This is a genomic window from Rhizobium sp. WYJ-E13 (genome assembly GCF_018987265.1).
In the GTDB taxonomy this organism is placed as follows: domain Bacteria; phylum Pseudomonadota; class Alphaproteobacteria; order Rhizobiales; family Rhizobiaceae; genus Rhizobium.
Window position 1 is genome coordinate 1,944,983 of the sequence record NZ_CP076854.1, and the last position, 12,702, is coordinate 1,957,684.

A 12,702-nucleotide genomic window follows, 5' to 3' on the forward strand; every position below is an offset into this window, starting at 1 on the left:
CCGCATATCGACACGAGCGAGCCGCCTGAGTTTGCCGTCTTCCCAAGCCACCGCTTCGGCAGGGGCGCGATGGATATCATGTCTCATGATGCGGATGCCCTTCCTCCTTCTTTGCTCGATCAAAGAGTCCCCCGTGAAGAACGCGTAACGTATTGAATCGGCGTCTTTATCCAGAGGCGTGTTCGGGGTCGAGCCGATCTGCAGGCTGCTCCGATTGCCCTATCCACCTACTACGAGGTCGTTGCCAAGCGCACGGCCGTGGGTCGACTGTCGGCCCGCGCCCGTCGTGACATCGCCATGAAGATCGAGATACGTCGGGTGTTCAATGAGAACTTCCAGGTCTATGGCGTGCGCAAGGTCTGGCGGCAGTTGCAGCGAGAGGGCTTCGATATCGCCCGCTGCACCGTCGCTCGGCTTATGAGGGCAATGGGTCTTCAGGGCATCATTCGGGGCAAGCCGATCCGCACGACGATCAGCGACAAGGCCGCTCCATGCCCGCTCGACCGCGTGAACCGGCAGTTCTTTGCTCCCGCGCCGAACATGCTGTGGCTTTCCGATTTCACCTATGTGGCGACCTGGCAGGGCTTCGTCTACGTGGCCTTCGTCATCGATGCCTTTGCACGCCGCATTGTCGGTTGGCGGGCAAGCCGGACCGCTCATGCGGGCTTTGTGCTCGATGCCCTCGACCAGGCGCTGCTGAAGGGGAGCCATTGCCACAATTTCCGGTTCGGCAGTCTTGCTTCCGGACACTGAAGATGAACGTTAATGCCGGTGGAATATTGAATTCAGGGTAGCCTTAATGCTGACATCCGATGATCTCGCCTTTTTCTCGGTCCTTGCCGGATCTCGGTCCCTGGCGGAAAGTGCGCGCAAGCTCAACGTGACGCCGCCGGCCGTCACGCAGCGACTGCGTGCGCTCGAAGAGAAAGTGGGTGTCAGGCTGATCGACCGAACGGGTAGAAGCCTGCTCCTGACCGAAGAGGGTTCGCTCGTCGCGTCGCACAGCGTTCTGGTCAGCAACATCATCGACCAGCTGGCGGAATCCCTGGCCGACCGCAGGGGTGTCGTGCGGGGACATTTGAGGATCGCAGCCCCCCATGGGTTCGGCAGGCAATATGTCGCCCCCGTCGTGGAGGCGTTTGCACGCGAGCATCAGAGCGCGCTCGCCACGCTGGAACTGTCAGATCACCCGTCAGCGCTGCTCATGGAGAGCTTCGAGGTGATCATTCACATCGGGGCGCGGGGACACCTTGACCAGGTGGTCACGACACTGGCGCAGAACCGGCGCATTCTTTGCGCCAGTCCGCACTATCTCGCATCCGCGCCGCCCATTTCCGAGCCGGCAGATCTCGTCAGACATCGCTGCCTTGCCGTCCGCGAGAACGACGAGGACGTGACGTTGTGGCGGTTCACCGGGCCGCGGCAGGAGACTGCAACGGTGCGCATCAATCCGGTCATGTCGAGCAATGATGGGTCGGTCATCCGGGACTGGGCGCTGGCGGGCCAGGGCGTGATGATGCGCTCGGAATGGAGCGTGGCGGAAGACCTCGCCGCCGACCGATTGCAAGAGGTGCTGCCCGACTGGCAGCTTCCCACGGCCGACATCGTCGCCATGCTGGGATCGAGGCACGGGCGGAGCGCCCGGTCCACCGCTTTCCTGAAGCTCCTGCGTCACGCGCTCAAGCCGCCGCCATGGCGAAGCGGCGGCATCGCCTCCGACCGTCAATAGCCGAGGATCGACTTCGTCTCCAGATATTCCTCAAGCCCGTGGACGCCGTATTCGCGGCCGTTGCCCGACTGCTTGTAGCCGCCGAATGCCGCGGCGCCGTTCCAGGCCGGATAATTGATATGAACCTGCCCGGCGCGGATGCGGCCAGCCACGCGTCGCGCCCGGTCGATATCGCCCGACTGTACATGCGCACCGAGACCGTAGACCGTGTCGTTGGCGATGGCGACAGCCTCTTCCTCGTCCTTGTAGGGCATGATCGCCAGGACGGGGCCGAAGATTTCCTCGCGCGCGATCTGCATGTCGGTGGTGACGTCGGAAAAGACTGTCGGCTGGGCGAAGAGGCCGGCCTCGATCCCGCCCGGCCGGCCGAGCCCGCCGGCCACGAGCTTCGCTCCACCGTCGATGCCCGCCCGGATCATGGTCTGGACGCGATCGAACTGGGCGCGGTTGGCGATTGGCCCCATCGTGGTCGCGGCGTCGCGCGGATTGCCGACCACCATGGCATGGACGGTGTTGCGCGCCAGTTCCTCCACCTCGGCAAGCCGATGTGCGGGAACCAGCATCCGTGTGGGCGCGCTGCAGGACTGGCCGGCATTGCGCATGCCCGCCTGCAGGCCTTTCGGGACCGCGACTTCGAAATCGGCATCGTCCAGCAGGATGTTCGGCGACTTGCCGCCAAGTTCCTGCACCACGCGCTTGATGGTGGGCGCGGCCGCCTGGGCGACCAACACGCCTGCGCGCGTCGAGCCGGTAATGGAGATCATGTCCACCTCCGGATGGCTGGACAGGGCCGCGCCAACCGCTTCGCCCGTCCCGCTGACCAGATTGAACACGCCGGGCGGCGTGCCGGCATCATGCATCAGCTCGGCAAACAGCAATGCGCTGTAGGGCGACAGCTCGCTGGGTTTCAGGACGATCGTGCAGCCGGCGGCAATTGCCGGCGCCACCTTGGCGGTGATCTGGTAGAGAGGCCAGTTCCAAGGGGTGATAAGGGCACAGACGCCGATGGCCTCTTTCGCCGTCGCCAGGCCTTCCTTCATCGACAGGAACGGATATGTCTCGAGCGTCTCGATCTGGACGCGAATGTGTTCGGCGGCAAAGAACACCTGCGACGACCGCGCAAAGCTGATCGGCGTTCCCATTTCGCTTACCATGGCCTGGGCGAACAGCTCGGCGCGCTCCATGACGAGCGAATGCATTCTTTTCAGGAGCGCGAGCCGCTCCGGAACCGGCGATTGCGCAAAGGCCGCGAAGGCCTTGCGCGCGGCGGCCACGGCAAGATCGACGTGACGGGCGCTACCGGCAGGGACGTGGCCGGTGACCTGTTCAGACGCGGGATCGACGACCGGCAGCACGTTCACATCGGCAAAGACCTGCCATTCGCCGTTGATGTAAAACTGGTTCTCTCGTTTCATCGCTGCGCCTTCTCTTGGTCCTGCACGCCGCATTCCGTGCGTTTCGAGCAGGGTGACTGAAAGGGTAAGAGATCGACAACCGATCTCGCCTGAATGCCCGGTTAAGGCTGGGATTAACAATGGCAGCCCGAATCTGAGGGTCCGCCGGTCGCCTCGGCATGATCAGCCGAGTGTCTGACTAGCCAGTGAGTAGGTCATCGGCGCACTCGCCCCTACCGTGGTAAAATCCGCAAGCCGCTTGCCGCGCGACATGGTCAGCACGGTATCGTAAACGGCGAGGCCGCTGCGCACCACGAGGAGCGCAAAATCACCGGTTTCGAAATGCGTATCGAGACGCAGGAACCGGCCCTCATGATCGCGGATATGCGGCGAGAGGACAGCGATGGCCTCCTCGTCGTCCGAGGCCACGATCGGGCCGACGACATGGCCACGTCCGAAACGGCGACAGAGTGCGAAGGCCTTCAGCACGTCATCGCGGAAAAGTCCGTAGCCTCGCGAATGGGCCATGAGCTTTTCGATGACCCCTGCGCGCACGACGCCGAAGGCCGCAGCATCCAGCGCCGTCACCGCGGCGAGATCATCAGGGCCCAGGACCCGCAAGTCGCCGGAGAAATCCTGCTCGCTGGGCGCATCGGTGACGATGCCCTGGCACTGATAGACCTTCTTTTCCGGCATGAAGTCGAGGGACAGGTAAAGCCTCTGAGCAGCCCGAGTCGCATTGAGGCGCAGGTCGACGCCCTCAAGATCCTGAAGCGCAGATTCCATCAGCCAGAGGCCGGTGCCCTGCGTCTGCAGGCGCGGCGAGGTGATGACCATGCCGATTGTCGCAAGCGCGGGCGACTGGCGAAACCACATGGCGGAACTCATGATGCGGCCGATGTCGTCGGTCGCAACGACGCCCTTGCCGACCTCACGCAGGAACTGCCAGTCCTCGGCGCGGTGCGGCCAGCCGACCGAAATCGACAGCGCATGAAGCTGCTTAAGGTCTGCCGCCGCCACATCGCCGATCTGCATCGCGAAGGCGTCAATCTGGTTTCTTTCGCCCGGCTTCAGCATCTCACCCACACGCATGTCCTCGATCAATTTCTGAACATCCTGCACCCGTGGGTGCGGACAGTTCCTTTATCATAAGCCGACCGTTCCGCAGATCTTGCTCGAAATCTGCGGCGCTGCGCAACTTTTCACCGAAACGGCCGTGCGTTCGGCATCCCATCCCGCAGAAACGGGCCATGCTTGATAGCCGTTGAACCATGCCAAATACGGCTGGCGGCCGCATCGGGGAAGTGATGAACGCGACTAACATTCTGGAAAAGCTGGTCTCCTTTGATAGCGTCGTGGGCACGCCGAACGCCGCGATCGTCGCGTGGATCGTTGCCTATCTCGACGGACACGGCGTGAACGCAAAGGTTCTGGCCGGCCCCGAGGGCGACCGCAGCAATCTTCTCGCGACGATCGGGCCGGTGGATGTGCCGGGCTATATCGTCTCCGGACACATGGACGTCGTCCCGGCCGATGCCGGCGAATGGACCTCCTCGCCCTTCACCCTTCGCCGCGATGGTGACAAGCTTTTCGGACGCGGGACGACCGACATGAAGGGCTATCTCGCCGCAGCGCTTGCCGCCGTGCCGCAACTGGTGAAGGCGGGTTTGAAGCGTCCGATCCATCTCGCCTTTTCCTATGATGAGGAAGCGGGCTGCCGGGGCGTGCAGCATCTCATCGCCCGGTTGCCGGAACTCTGCTGCCCCCCGCTCGGGGCCATCATTGGCGAGCCGAGCAATATGCGTCCCGTGCTCGCCCATAAGGGGAAGTCCGCGGCGCGGATCACCGTCCGCGGTCGTGCCGGCCATTCCTCGCGGCCCGATCTGGGGCTGAACGCCATTCATGCCATCGCAAAAGTCCTCCATGTCGTGGTCGAGGAAGCCGCGCGCCTCACTGAGGGGGCCCTTGATGCCGCCTTCGAGCCCGCCTATTCCACGCTGCAGGCCGGCGTGATTATCGGCGGCAAGGCAATCAACATCATCCCGGACCTGTGCAGCCTCGAGCTTGAGGCCCGCGCGATTGCGGGAGTTTCCCCGCGCGAGCTGCTCGCGCCGATCCGCGCAAGTGCCGAAGCGCTCCGCGCAAACGGGTTCACGGTCGCGTGGGAGGAGTTGAGCGCCTATCCCGCACTGGCACTCTCACCGGAAAGCGCGCTCGCTCACCTTGTGTCGGACCTGACCGGCGAGCCCCCGCTAGGAGCGGTCAGCTATGGCACCGAAGCCGGGCTCTATCAGGCCGCCGGCGTCGATTCAGTGATCTGCGGGCCCGGCGATATCGGCCGGGCGCACAAGCCGGATGAATTCATCCTCGACAGCGAACTTGCCGCCTGCCAGCGCTTCCTCGAAGCGCTTGGCGCGCGCTGTGCCGCGTGACGGAGAAGGCCCCATGACCTTTCTCTTCAACTCCGATGGCGTGCGCGGCGCGATCTTCGCGGACGCTTTTGCTCGGGAATTGCCCGGCATTCCTTTCAGCATGGACGCCAAAGGCGCCGATCCGGATGAGGTCCGCTACCTGATCACCTGGACCGCGCCGAAAGACCTGACCCGCTATCGCAATCTCGAGATCATCTTCTCGATCGGGGCGGGCGTCGATCAGCTCGATCTTGCCGGCATTCCCGAACATGTGAAGATCGTGCGCATGGTCGAGGACGGGATCGTCCGGATGATGCAGGAATATGTTCTCCTGGCGACGCTCGCGCTCCATCGCAACCTTCCCGCCTATCTCGACCACCAGCGCAACAGACGCTGGGCGCCCCTGCCCCAGAGCCAGGCAGCGGACCGACGGATCGGCATTCTCGGCCTGGGCGTGCTGGCACAGGCTGTTCTCGAACGCCTCAAGCCTCTCGGTTTCCCGCTTGCAGCCTGGAGCCGCAGTCCGCGTGACCTCGACGGCGTGACCTGCCACCACGGGGCAAGCGGACTATGCGCCATGTTGGCCGAAACCGATATTCTCGCCTGCCTTCTCCCACTGACCGCAGAAACCCGTGGCTTCCTGAATGCCGGCCTCTTTGCCAGTCTGCCGAAGGGCGCGCGGCTGATCCATGTCGGGCGCGGCCCCCAGCTCGATCACGCGGCCCTGCTCGCAGCGCTCGACCGCGACCATCTGAGCGGCGCGATGATCGACGTCACCGATCCCGAACCGCTGCCGGAAGATCACCCTTTCTGGATGCATCCGAAGATCATCCTCACCCCGCATGTCGCAAGCGTCACGCAGCCCGCCAGTGCGGCGCGTGCGGTCATCGAAAACATCCGGCTTCATCTGGCCGGCCGCGATCCGATCGGCCTTGTCGATCGGGCGCGCGGTTACTGAACACAAGAACCCTCTCCTGAAAGGAACCCGCATGTCTCTTCTGAAGACCCTCGACCCGAACCCGACTTTCGCCCCGCGCGAATCCACGCCGCTGCCTGAGCGCCTGATTGCCGGCTCCCCCACCTTCAAGACCTGGGCCATGGATGAGGCCAAGGACGGCCTTGTGCTGTCCGGCGTCTGGGAAGCAACGCCGGGCGAGACGAAGTCGATCAAGGGCGGGGTTTTCGAATTCTGCCACATCCTCTCCGGCGTCGTCGAAATCACCCCCGCCGGCGGTGAACCCGTCATCTACAAGGCCGGCGACAGCTTTGTCATGAAGCCTGGCTTTGTCGGCGTCTGGAAGACGATCGAGACCGTTCGCAAGATCTACGTCGTCGTCAACTGACAATGGCGCCCCATGGGCGCGACCGTCCTAGCCAATCAAAAGAAGAGCAGCGTTCTCTTCAGTTATCGAGAAAGTATCAGCCATGAAGACCCACAGGATCGCATTGATCCCTGGCGACGGCATCGGCCGCGATGTCACCGATGCCGCCTGGCGCGTGCTGCAAACCGTTGCCGAGCATTCCGGCTTCGCCCTTTCCGGCACGGAATTCCCGTGGTCCTGCGCCTTCTACAAGGAAACCGGCCGGATGATGCCGGAAGACGGGATCGAGACCCTGCGCGCCTTCGATGCCATTCTTCTCGGCGCGGTCGGCTGGCCGGCGGAGGTGCCGGATTCGATCTCGCTGCACGGGCTGCTTCTGCCGATCCGCAAGGCCTTCGTGCAATATGCCAATATCCGCCCGCACCGGCTCCTGCCGGGGGTGCAAGGTCCGCTTAAGGCGGAAGCTTTCGACATTCTCTGCATTCGCGAGAATACCGAGGGCGAATATTCAGGAGCCGGCGGACGTGTTCATCAGGGTACGGAAGATGAAGTGGCGGTGGAAACGGCGATCTTCACCCGCACCGCTGTCGAACGCATCCTACGCTTCGGCTTCGAGCAGGCCCGCACGCGCCGCGGCAAACTCGCCTCCGTCACCAAGTCGAATGCGCAGAAACATTCCATGGTTTTCTGGGATGAGATCACCCGGAAACTTGCGGCCGAATATACGGATGTCGCGGTGACAAGCTATCATGTCGATGCCATCTCCGCCCGCATGATCATGGAACCGGAAAGCCTCGACGTCGTCGTCGCCTCCAATCTCTTCGGCGATATCCTGACAGATATAGGCGCGGCCATTCAGGGCGGCCTCGGCTTTGCGGCGTCTGCCAATATCAACCCGCATCGCTCTGCGCCCTCCATGTTCGAGCCTGTCCACGGATCCGCCCCGGACATTGCCGGCAAGGGGATTGCAAACCCCATGGCGACCATCTGGTCCGGCGCGATGATGCTCGATCACCTGGGTGAAAAGGACCCCGCCGCCCGCGTGATGACCGCCCTTTCCGCCGTCACCGCGAAGGGCATCGGCACGGTTCCCGGCAAGGACTCGACTGACACGATCACGAGGGCTGTGATCGCTGCCCTCACCGCTGAATAAGGAGAAAGTCATGCTGAACCTCAAGGACCAAAGCCTTCTCCGCCAGGCCGGTCTCATCAATGGCGAATGGATCGCCACCCGCTCGGGCAAGACCGTCGATGTCATTGACCCGGCAACGCAAGACGCCATTGGCACCGTTCCCGACATGGGCGGCGAGGAAACCCGTGCGGCCATCGTCGCGGCGGAGGCTGCCTTCGGGACGTGGAAGAAGAAGACCAATGCCGAACGCGGGGCTCTCCTCGAAACGTGGTTCGATCTGATGATCGAAAACGTCGAGGATCTGGCGCTGATCCTGACCGCCGAACAGGGAAAGCCCCTGGACGAGGCGCGCGGCGAAATCCGCTACGGCGCTTCCTTCGTCAAATGGTTTGCCGAGGAAGCCCGCCGCATCAATGGCCACACGATCCCGTCGCCGGCCCGCGACCGCCGCATTCTCGTGCTGAAGGAGCCGGTCGGCGTCTGCGGCATCATCACGCCGTGGAATTTCCCCAATGCGATGATCACCCGCAAGGTGGCGCCGGCGCTCGCCGCCGGCTGCACGGTCGTTATCAAACCGTCCGAGTTCACCCCCTATTCGGCGCTGGCACTCGGGGTTCTTGCCGAACGCGCCGGCATACCGGCGGGCGTCATCAACATCGTCACCGGCATGCCATCCGAGATCGGCAACGAGCTAATGGCCAACGAGACCGTGCGCAAGATTTCCTTCACCGGCTCGACCCGCGTCGGCTCGCTGCTGATGCGCGGGGCCGCCGACAGCGTCAAGCGGCTAAGCCTCGAGCTTGGCGGCAACGCGCCGTTCATTGTCTTCGACGATGCCGATCTCGATCTGGCCATTGAAGGCGCGCTTGCTTCGAAATTCCGCAATGGCGGCCAGACCTGCGTCTGCGCCAACCGCATTCTCGTGCAGTCGGGCGTCTACGATGCCTTTGCCGCCAAGCTGAAGGCCCGCGTCGACGCGATGAAGGTCGGTCCGGGCACGGAAGCCGGTGTCTCCATCGGCCCGATGATCAACGCCGCCGCCATCGACAAGATCGAGCGCCACGTTGCGGACGCTCTTTCCAAGGGCGCCAAGATCATCACCGAAACACCCGCGATGCCGAACGGCAAGCAGTACACGGCCCCGCTCGTCCTCACCGGTGCGACGACCGAAATGCTGCTCGCGACGGAAGAAACCTTCGGCCCCGTCGCGCCCCTATTCCGCTTTGAGACGGAAAAAGAGGCCATCGCCATCGCCAACGGCACGCCCTTCGGTCTCGCCTCCTATTTCTACACAGAGAGCATGAAACGCGCCTGGCGCGTCGGCGAATCGCTGGAATTCGGCATGGTCGCCCTCAACACCGGCCTCATCTCCATGGAAGTCGCCCCCTTCGGCGGCGTCAAGCAATCCGGCCTTGGCCGCGAGGGCGCGCAAATGGGCATCGAGGAATACCTGGAAACGAAGAGTTTCCATATGGGCGGGTTGGCTTGAGGATATGCGAGGGGCGGTCGCTAGCTAGACCGCCCCTTTTCGTTCGGGCGGGCAAAAAAGAAGGCGCGGATTGTTTCTAATCCGCGCCTCAAGTTTGACTCGGGAGGACTATCACTGAAACCTGTCGAGCATCTTGTAATATTGCCCCACCAGCGGCAGGAACCAGGGCTTGCCGAAATGGCCGGGAACGGCGGGCCAGGGGTAGTTTTGCATCGGGTTGCGATCGACCTTGCCGACGATGGCGTCGGCGACCATCATGCCCAGATGGGTGGAGAGCTGTGCGCCGTGGCCGGAATAGCCCATCGCGTACCAGAGACCGTCGTGGAAGCCGGCGCGCGGGTAACGGTCGGCCGTCATGTCGACGAGGCCGCCCCAGCAATAGTCGATATCGATGCCCTTCAATTGCGGGAAGATGAGTTCCATACTCTCGCGCAGGATCGCGCCGCTCTTCTCATCCGAGCGCTGATCGGACGTCGCCGAGAACCGGGCGCGCCCACCGAAGATCAGTCGATTGTCGGGCGAAAGACGCCAGTAATTGCCGATATTCATCGTGTTGACGCAGGTACGGTTACCCGGCATCACGGCCTGAGCTTCGCTGTCCGTCAGCGGGCGCGTGGCAATCAGGAAGCTGCCGACCGCAATGATGCGCCGGCGGAACCAGCCGAAGTTCTTCGTCGTGTAGGCGCCCGTCGCGATAATGACATTGGCGGCGGTGACGCTCCCGCGGGAGGTTTGCAACGTATGCGTCCCGTTGACCTCGCGATGCCCGGTCACCGTCGTTCCTTCTAAGATCGTGGCGCCATGGCGGACAGCGGCCTGCCCCAGCCCTACGACATAGCGGCCCATATGCATCATGGCGCTCTTCTTCGACAGCATCGCGCCATGGAAGGGCGAGCCGATTTCGCCCTTGAGCTGCTCCGGCGACAAGAGCGCTGTGTCGGGATCGCATTCCTTGTTCAGCGCCTCGAAATTGCGGGCAATCGCCTCGAAATGTTTGGGCTTGGAGGCGAGCTTCAGTTTGCCCGCACGGCGGAAGTTGCAGTCGATACCCTCTTCGGCAATCAGCGCCTCAATGGTGTCGATGGAATCGTCCAGCGCATGATAGAGCGCGATGGCGCGCTCCTTGCCAAGCTCGGCTTTCGCGCCGAGATAGCTATGCGCGAGCCCGTTGTTCAGATGACCGCCATTGCGGCCGGAGGCGCCAAAGCCGACGCGCTCCGCCTCCAGCACGACGACCTTCGCCCCCGCTCTTGCCAACTGCCGCGCGGCCGCAAGCCCTGTAAAACCCGCGCCGATCACCGCAACATCATAGTGCCCGCTGACCGGACCTTGGGCAGCCCCGGCAAAGGCCGGCGCGGTGTCATGCCAATAGGAGACGAATTTCATCGCTTCCGCCTTCTGGTCAGAGACCCACAACACCCGGCAGGCCGGAAATGTCGGCGATCTCGGTATAGCCGTAATACGGGTTGGCGGGCTCGTGACCGCGATTGACCCAGACCTTGTTCTTGATGCCGAGATCATGGGCCGACATCAGGTCGTAGCGGAATGAAGAGGAGATATGCAGCATGTCTTCCGGGCCGCAGCCGAGCATGTCGAACATGTATTCAAACGCCTGGAAGCGCGGCTTGTAGGCCTGTGCCTGTTCGGCGGTGTAGACCTTGTGGAAGGGTGCGCCGAGCTTTTCGACATTCGACATGATCTGCGAATTCATGGCGTTGGAGAGGATGACCAGCGGAATTTCCTTAGCCACTTTCGCGAGACCCGCAGGCACGTCGGCATGCGGACCCCAGGTCGGGACGCGCTCATAAACGATCTGCGCGTCTTCGTCCTTGAAGGACAAGCCGTTGGCCTTGCAGGTGCGCGACAGCGAATTATGCACGACCTCCGCGTAAGGCTTCCAGGCGCCCATGACCTCATCCAGACGGTAAGCGGAGAAATTCTTGATGAACTTCTGCATGACCTGCTCGTCGAGCCGATCGCCGTAAAGATCACGGGCCGCACCTGCCATGTCGAAATTGATCAGCGTGCCGTAGCAGTCGAAGGAGATGTATTTCGGGCGAAAGGGGGCCATGACGTTCTTCCTCTGGCTTTCATGTTTCGTTGCCCTGATCATAAGCGGTCTTATCCCGCCTCGATTGCGCGAATTCACCCGTCCGGAAGCACAAAGTTTTTAATCCGCCATCCCGTTTGGCACACAATTGTTTGGAAGGGCCTGAATTTTCGAGATCTTGGCGACCTGCCGGAGGCTCGCCCGAATGGGCCGCAGCATAAGATGCGGCATCGGCCCCAGGCTTCGGCGGAAGATGGTGCGCGAACGCAACCATTCAGAGGAATAGCTTCCGCGTCCTGTCCGAGACTTTGGCTCACGAAAGGACATGCCCATGCAGAAGCAAATCGATCTCGTCACCTTCGGGCCTGAGCATCTTGATGGTGCCGTTGCCCTGTCGCGCGCCGAAAGCTGGCCGCATCGTCCCGAGGACTGGGCCATGGTGCAGCAGCTCAGTGCCGGCGTTGCCGTGGTGGACGACCAAGGCCGGGTTACCGGCACGACATTCATGACCCCATTCGGCGATGATTACGCAACGATCAACATGGTAATCGTCGACAAGTCGATGCGCGGTCTCGGCATGGGCCGCAAGCTCATGGAGCGCGCCTTCGAACTCGCCGGCCAGCGGCCGCTGCGCCTCATTGCCACCAAGGAAGGCTTGCCGCTCTACGAACAGCTCGGCTTCGTCGCCACAGGCACGATCCGGCAGCATCAGGGCCATGTGCAGGCGGTTGGTCGACCCGAGGGCGTCGAAGACATGCAGGCCGGTGATGTCGAGGCCGTGAAGGCGCTCGACCGGCAGGCCTATGCAGCCGACCGTTCGGCGCTGATCGACGCTCTGCTCGAACACGGGCGGTTCGCCGTCGTGCGCAAGGGCGATACGATCGATGCCTGGGCAGTCATCCGTCCCTTCGGACGCGGCGAGGTCATCGGCCCGATCATTGCACCGGATGTTGAGACGGCCCGCGTCCTGATCGCCTATTTCGCGTCCTCCCGCGAGGGCGCCTTCCTCCGTGTCGACACGGGCAGCGAAACGGGCCTTGCGCCCTGGCTTTCGGAGATCGGCCTTACCCATGTCGGTGGCGGCGTGACAATGCGGCGCCCGCTGACGGAAGACGGGGGACAGCTCCGGCATAAGGCCTACGCACTTGCCAGCCAGGCACTCGGCTGAACATACA

At 62.9% G+C, this 12,702-nt stretch carries 11 protein-coding genes and 1 pseudogene; 8 read left to right on the forward strand and 4 right to left on the reverse strand.

Going from position 1 to position 12,702, the window contains the following annotated elements; genetic code table 11:
• Window positions 1–172: 172 nt before the first annotated feature.
• Together KQ933_RS30430 and KQ933_RS30435 are read left to right on the forward strand one after the other, a co-directional pair.
• Window positions 173–696: pseudogene (locus KQ933_RS30430) on the forward strand (IS3 family transposase); the annotation flags it as partial.
• A gap of 103 nt (window positions 697–799) precedes the next feature.
• Window positions 800–1,729 carry a LysR family transcriptional regulator gene (locus tag KQ933_RS30435; protein WP_216759714.1) on the forward strand — a complete coding sequence of 310 codons (930 nt, stop codon included), beginning with the start codon at window positions 800–802 and terminating at the stop codon, window positions 1,727–1,729.
• Here the strand turns inward: KQ933_RS30435 and KQ933_RS30440 are convergent.
• Together KQ933_RS30440 and KQ933_RS30445 are read right to left on the reverse strand one after the other, a co-directional pair.
• Window positions 1,723–3,144: an aldehyde dehydrogenase family protein gene (locus KQ933_RS30440; RefSeq protein ID WP_216759715.1), complete on the reverse strand. Its 1,422-nt coding sequence runs from the start codon at window positions 3,142–3,144 to the stop codon at window positions 1,723–1,725. The genes KQ933_RS30435 and KQ933_RS30440 overlap by 7 nt on opposite strands.
• Before the next feature lie 162 nt (window positions 3,145–3,306).
• Window positions 3,307–4,200, reverse strand: coding sequence for a GNAT family N-acetyltransferase (locus tag KQ933_RS30445; RefSeq protein WP_216760897.1), 894 nt, complete (start codon window positions 4,198–4,200; stop codon window positions 3,307–3,309).
• A gap of 230 nt (window positions 4,201–4,430) precedes the next feature.
• Here KQ933_RS30445 and argE point away from each other — a divergent pair, with 230 nt between their 5' ends.
• The 5 genes from argE (at window position 4,431) to KQ933_RS30470 (ending at window position 9,477) form a co-directional block, all read left to right on the forward strand.
• A complete protein-coding gene (argE, locus tag KQ933_RS30450) occupies window positions 4,431–5,555 on the forward strand; it encodes an acetylornithine deacetylase (RefSeq protein WP_216759716.1) in 1,125 nt (374 codons plus the stop codon).
• A gap of 13 nt (window positions 5,556–5,568) precedes the next feature.
• Window positions 5,569–6,492, forward strand: a complete 924-nt coding sequence (locus tag KQ933_RS30455) for a glyoxylate/hydroxypyruvate reductase A (protein WP_216759718.1) — start codon at window positions 5,569–5,571, stop codon at window positions 6,490–6,492.
• 31 nt (window positions 6,493–6,523) lie between these two features.
• Complete coding sequence (locus KQ933_RS30460; protein ID WP_216759720.1) at window positions 6,524–6,877, forward strand: cupin domain-containing protein; 354 nt, start codon at window positions 6,524–6,526, stop codon at window positions 6,875–6,877.
• Between the two features lie 82 nt (window positions 6,878–6,959).
• Window positions 6,960–8,009, forward strand: a complete 1,050-nt coding sequence (locus KQ933_RS30465) for a tartrate dehydrogenase (RefSeq protein ID WP_216759721.1) — start codon at window positions 6,960–6,962, stop codon at window positions 8,007–8,009.
• Window positions 8,010–8,019: 10 nt separating this feature from the next.
• A complete protein-coding gene (locus tag KQ933_RS30470; RefSeq protein WP_216759722.1) occupies window positions 8,020–9,477 on the forward strand; it encodes an NAD-dependent succinate-semialdehyde dehydrogenase in 1,458 nt (485 codons plus the stop codon).
• A gap of 111 nt (window positions 9,478–9,588) precedes the next feature.
• Here the strand turns inward: KQ933_RS30470 and KQ933_RS30475 are convergent, their stop codons facing one another.
• Together KQ933_RS30475 and KQ933_RS30480 are read right to left on the reverse strand one after the other, a co-directional pair.
• Entirely contained in the window at window positions 9,589–10,863 is a 1,275-nt protein-coding gene (locus tag KQ933_RS30475; protein ID WP_216759724.1) for an FAD-binding oxidoreductase, read from the reverse strand.
• Between the two features lie 16 nt (window positions 10,864–10,879).
• Window positions 10,880–11,548, reverse strand: a complete 669-nt coding sequence (locus KQ933_RS30480; protein ID WP_216759725.1) for a haloacid dehalogenase type II — start codon at window positions 11,546–11,548, stop codon at window positions 10,880–10,882.
• Window positions 11,549–11,858: 310 nt separating this feature from the next.
• Here KQ933_RS30480 and KQ933_RS30485 point away from each other — a divergent pair, with 310 nt between their 5' ends.
• The gene (locus KQ933_RS30485) at window positions 11,859–12,695 is read left to right on the forward strand and encodes a GNAT family N-acetyltransferase (RefSeq protein WP_216759726.1); all 837 of its coding nucleotides are present in this window, start codon (window positions 11,859–11,861) and stop codon (window positions 12,693–12,695) included.
• The last annotated feature ends 7 nt before the right edge of the window (window positions 12,696–12,702 follow it).

Coding starts and splice junctions, on each gene's coding strand:
- KQ933_RS30435 (WP_216759714.1), top strand. CDS start 800: ATGCTGACATCCGATGATCTCGCCTTTTTCTCGGTCCTTGCCGGATCT.
- KQ933_RS30440 (WP_216759715.1), bottom strand. CDS start 3,144: ATGAAACGAGAGAACCAGTTTTACATCAACGGCGAATGGCAGGTCTTT.
- KQ933_RS30445 (WP_216760897.1), bottom strand. CDS start 4,200: ATGCTGAAGCCGGGCGAAAGAAACCAGATTGACGCCTTCGCGATGCAG.
- argE (WP_216759716.1), top strand. CDS start 4,431: ATGAACGCGACTAACATTCTGGAAAAGCTGGTCTCCTTTGATAGCGTC.
- KQ933_RS30455 (WP_216759718.1), top strand. CDS start 5,569: ATGACCTTTCTCTTCAACTCCGATGGCGTGCGCGGCGCGATCTTCGCG.
- KQ933_RS30460 (WP_216759720.1), top strand. CDS start 6,524: ATGTCTCTTCTGAAGACCCTCGACCCGAACCCGACTTTCGCCCCGCGC.
- KQ933_RS30465 (WP_216759721.1), top strand. CDS start 6,960: ATGAAGACCCACAGGATCGCATTGATCCCTGGCGACGGCATCGGCCGC.
- KQ933_RS30470 (WP_216759722.1), top strand. CDS start 8,020: ATGCTGAACCTCAAGGACCAAAGCCTTCTCCGCCAGGCCGGTCTCATC.
- KQ933_RS30475 (WP_216759724.1), bottom strand. CDS start 10,863: ATGAAATTCGTCTCCTATTGGCATGACACCGCGCCGGCCTTTGCCGGG.
- KQ933_RS30480 (WP_216759725.1), bottom strand. CDS start 11,548: ATGGCCCCCTTTCGCCCGAAATACATCTCCTTCGACTGCTACGGCACG.
- KQ933_RS30485 (WP_216759726.1), top strand. CDS start 11,859: ATGCAGAAGCAAATCGATCTCGTCACCTTCGGGCCTGAGCATCTTGAT.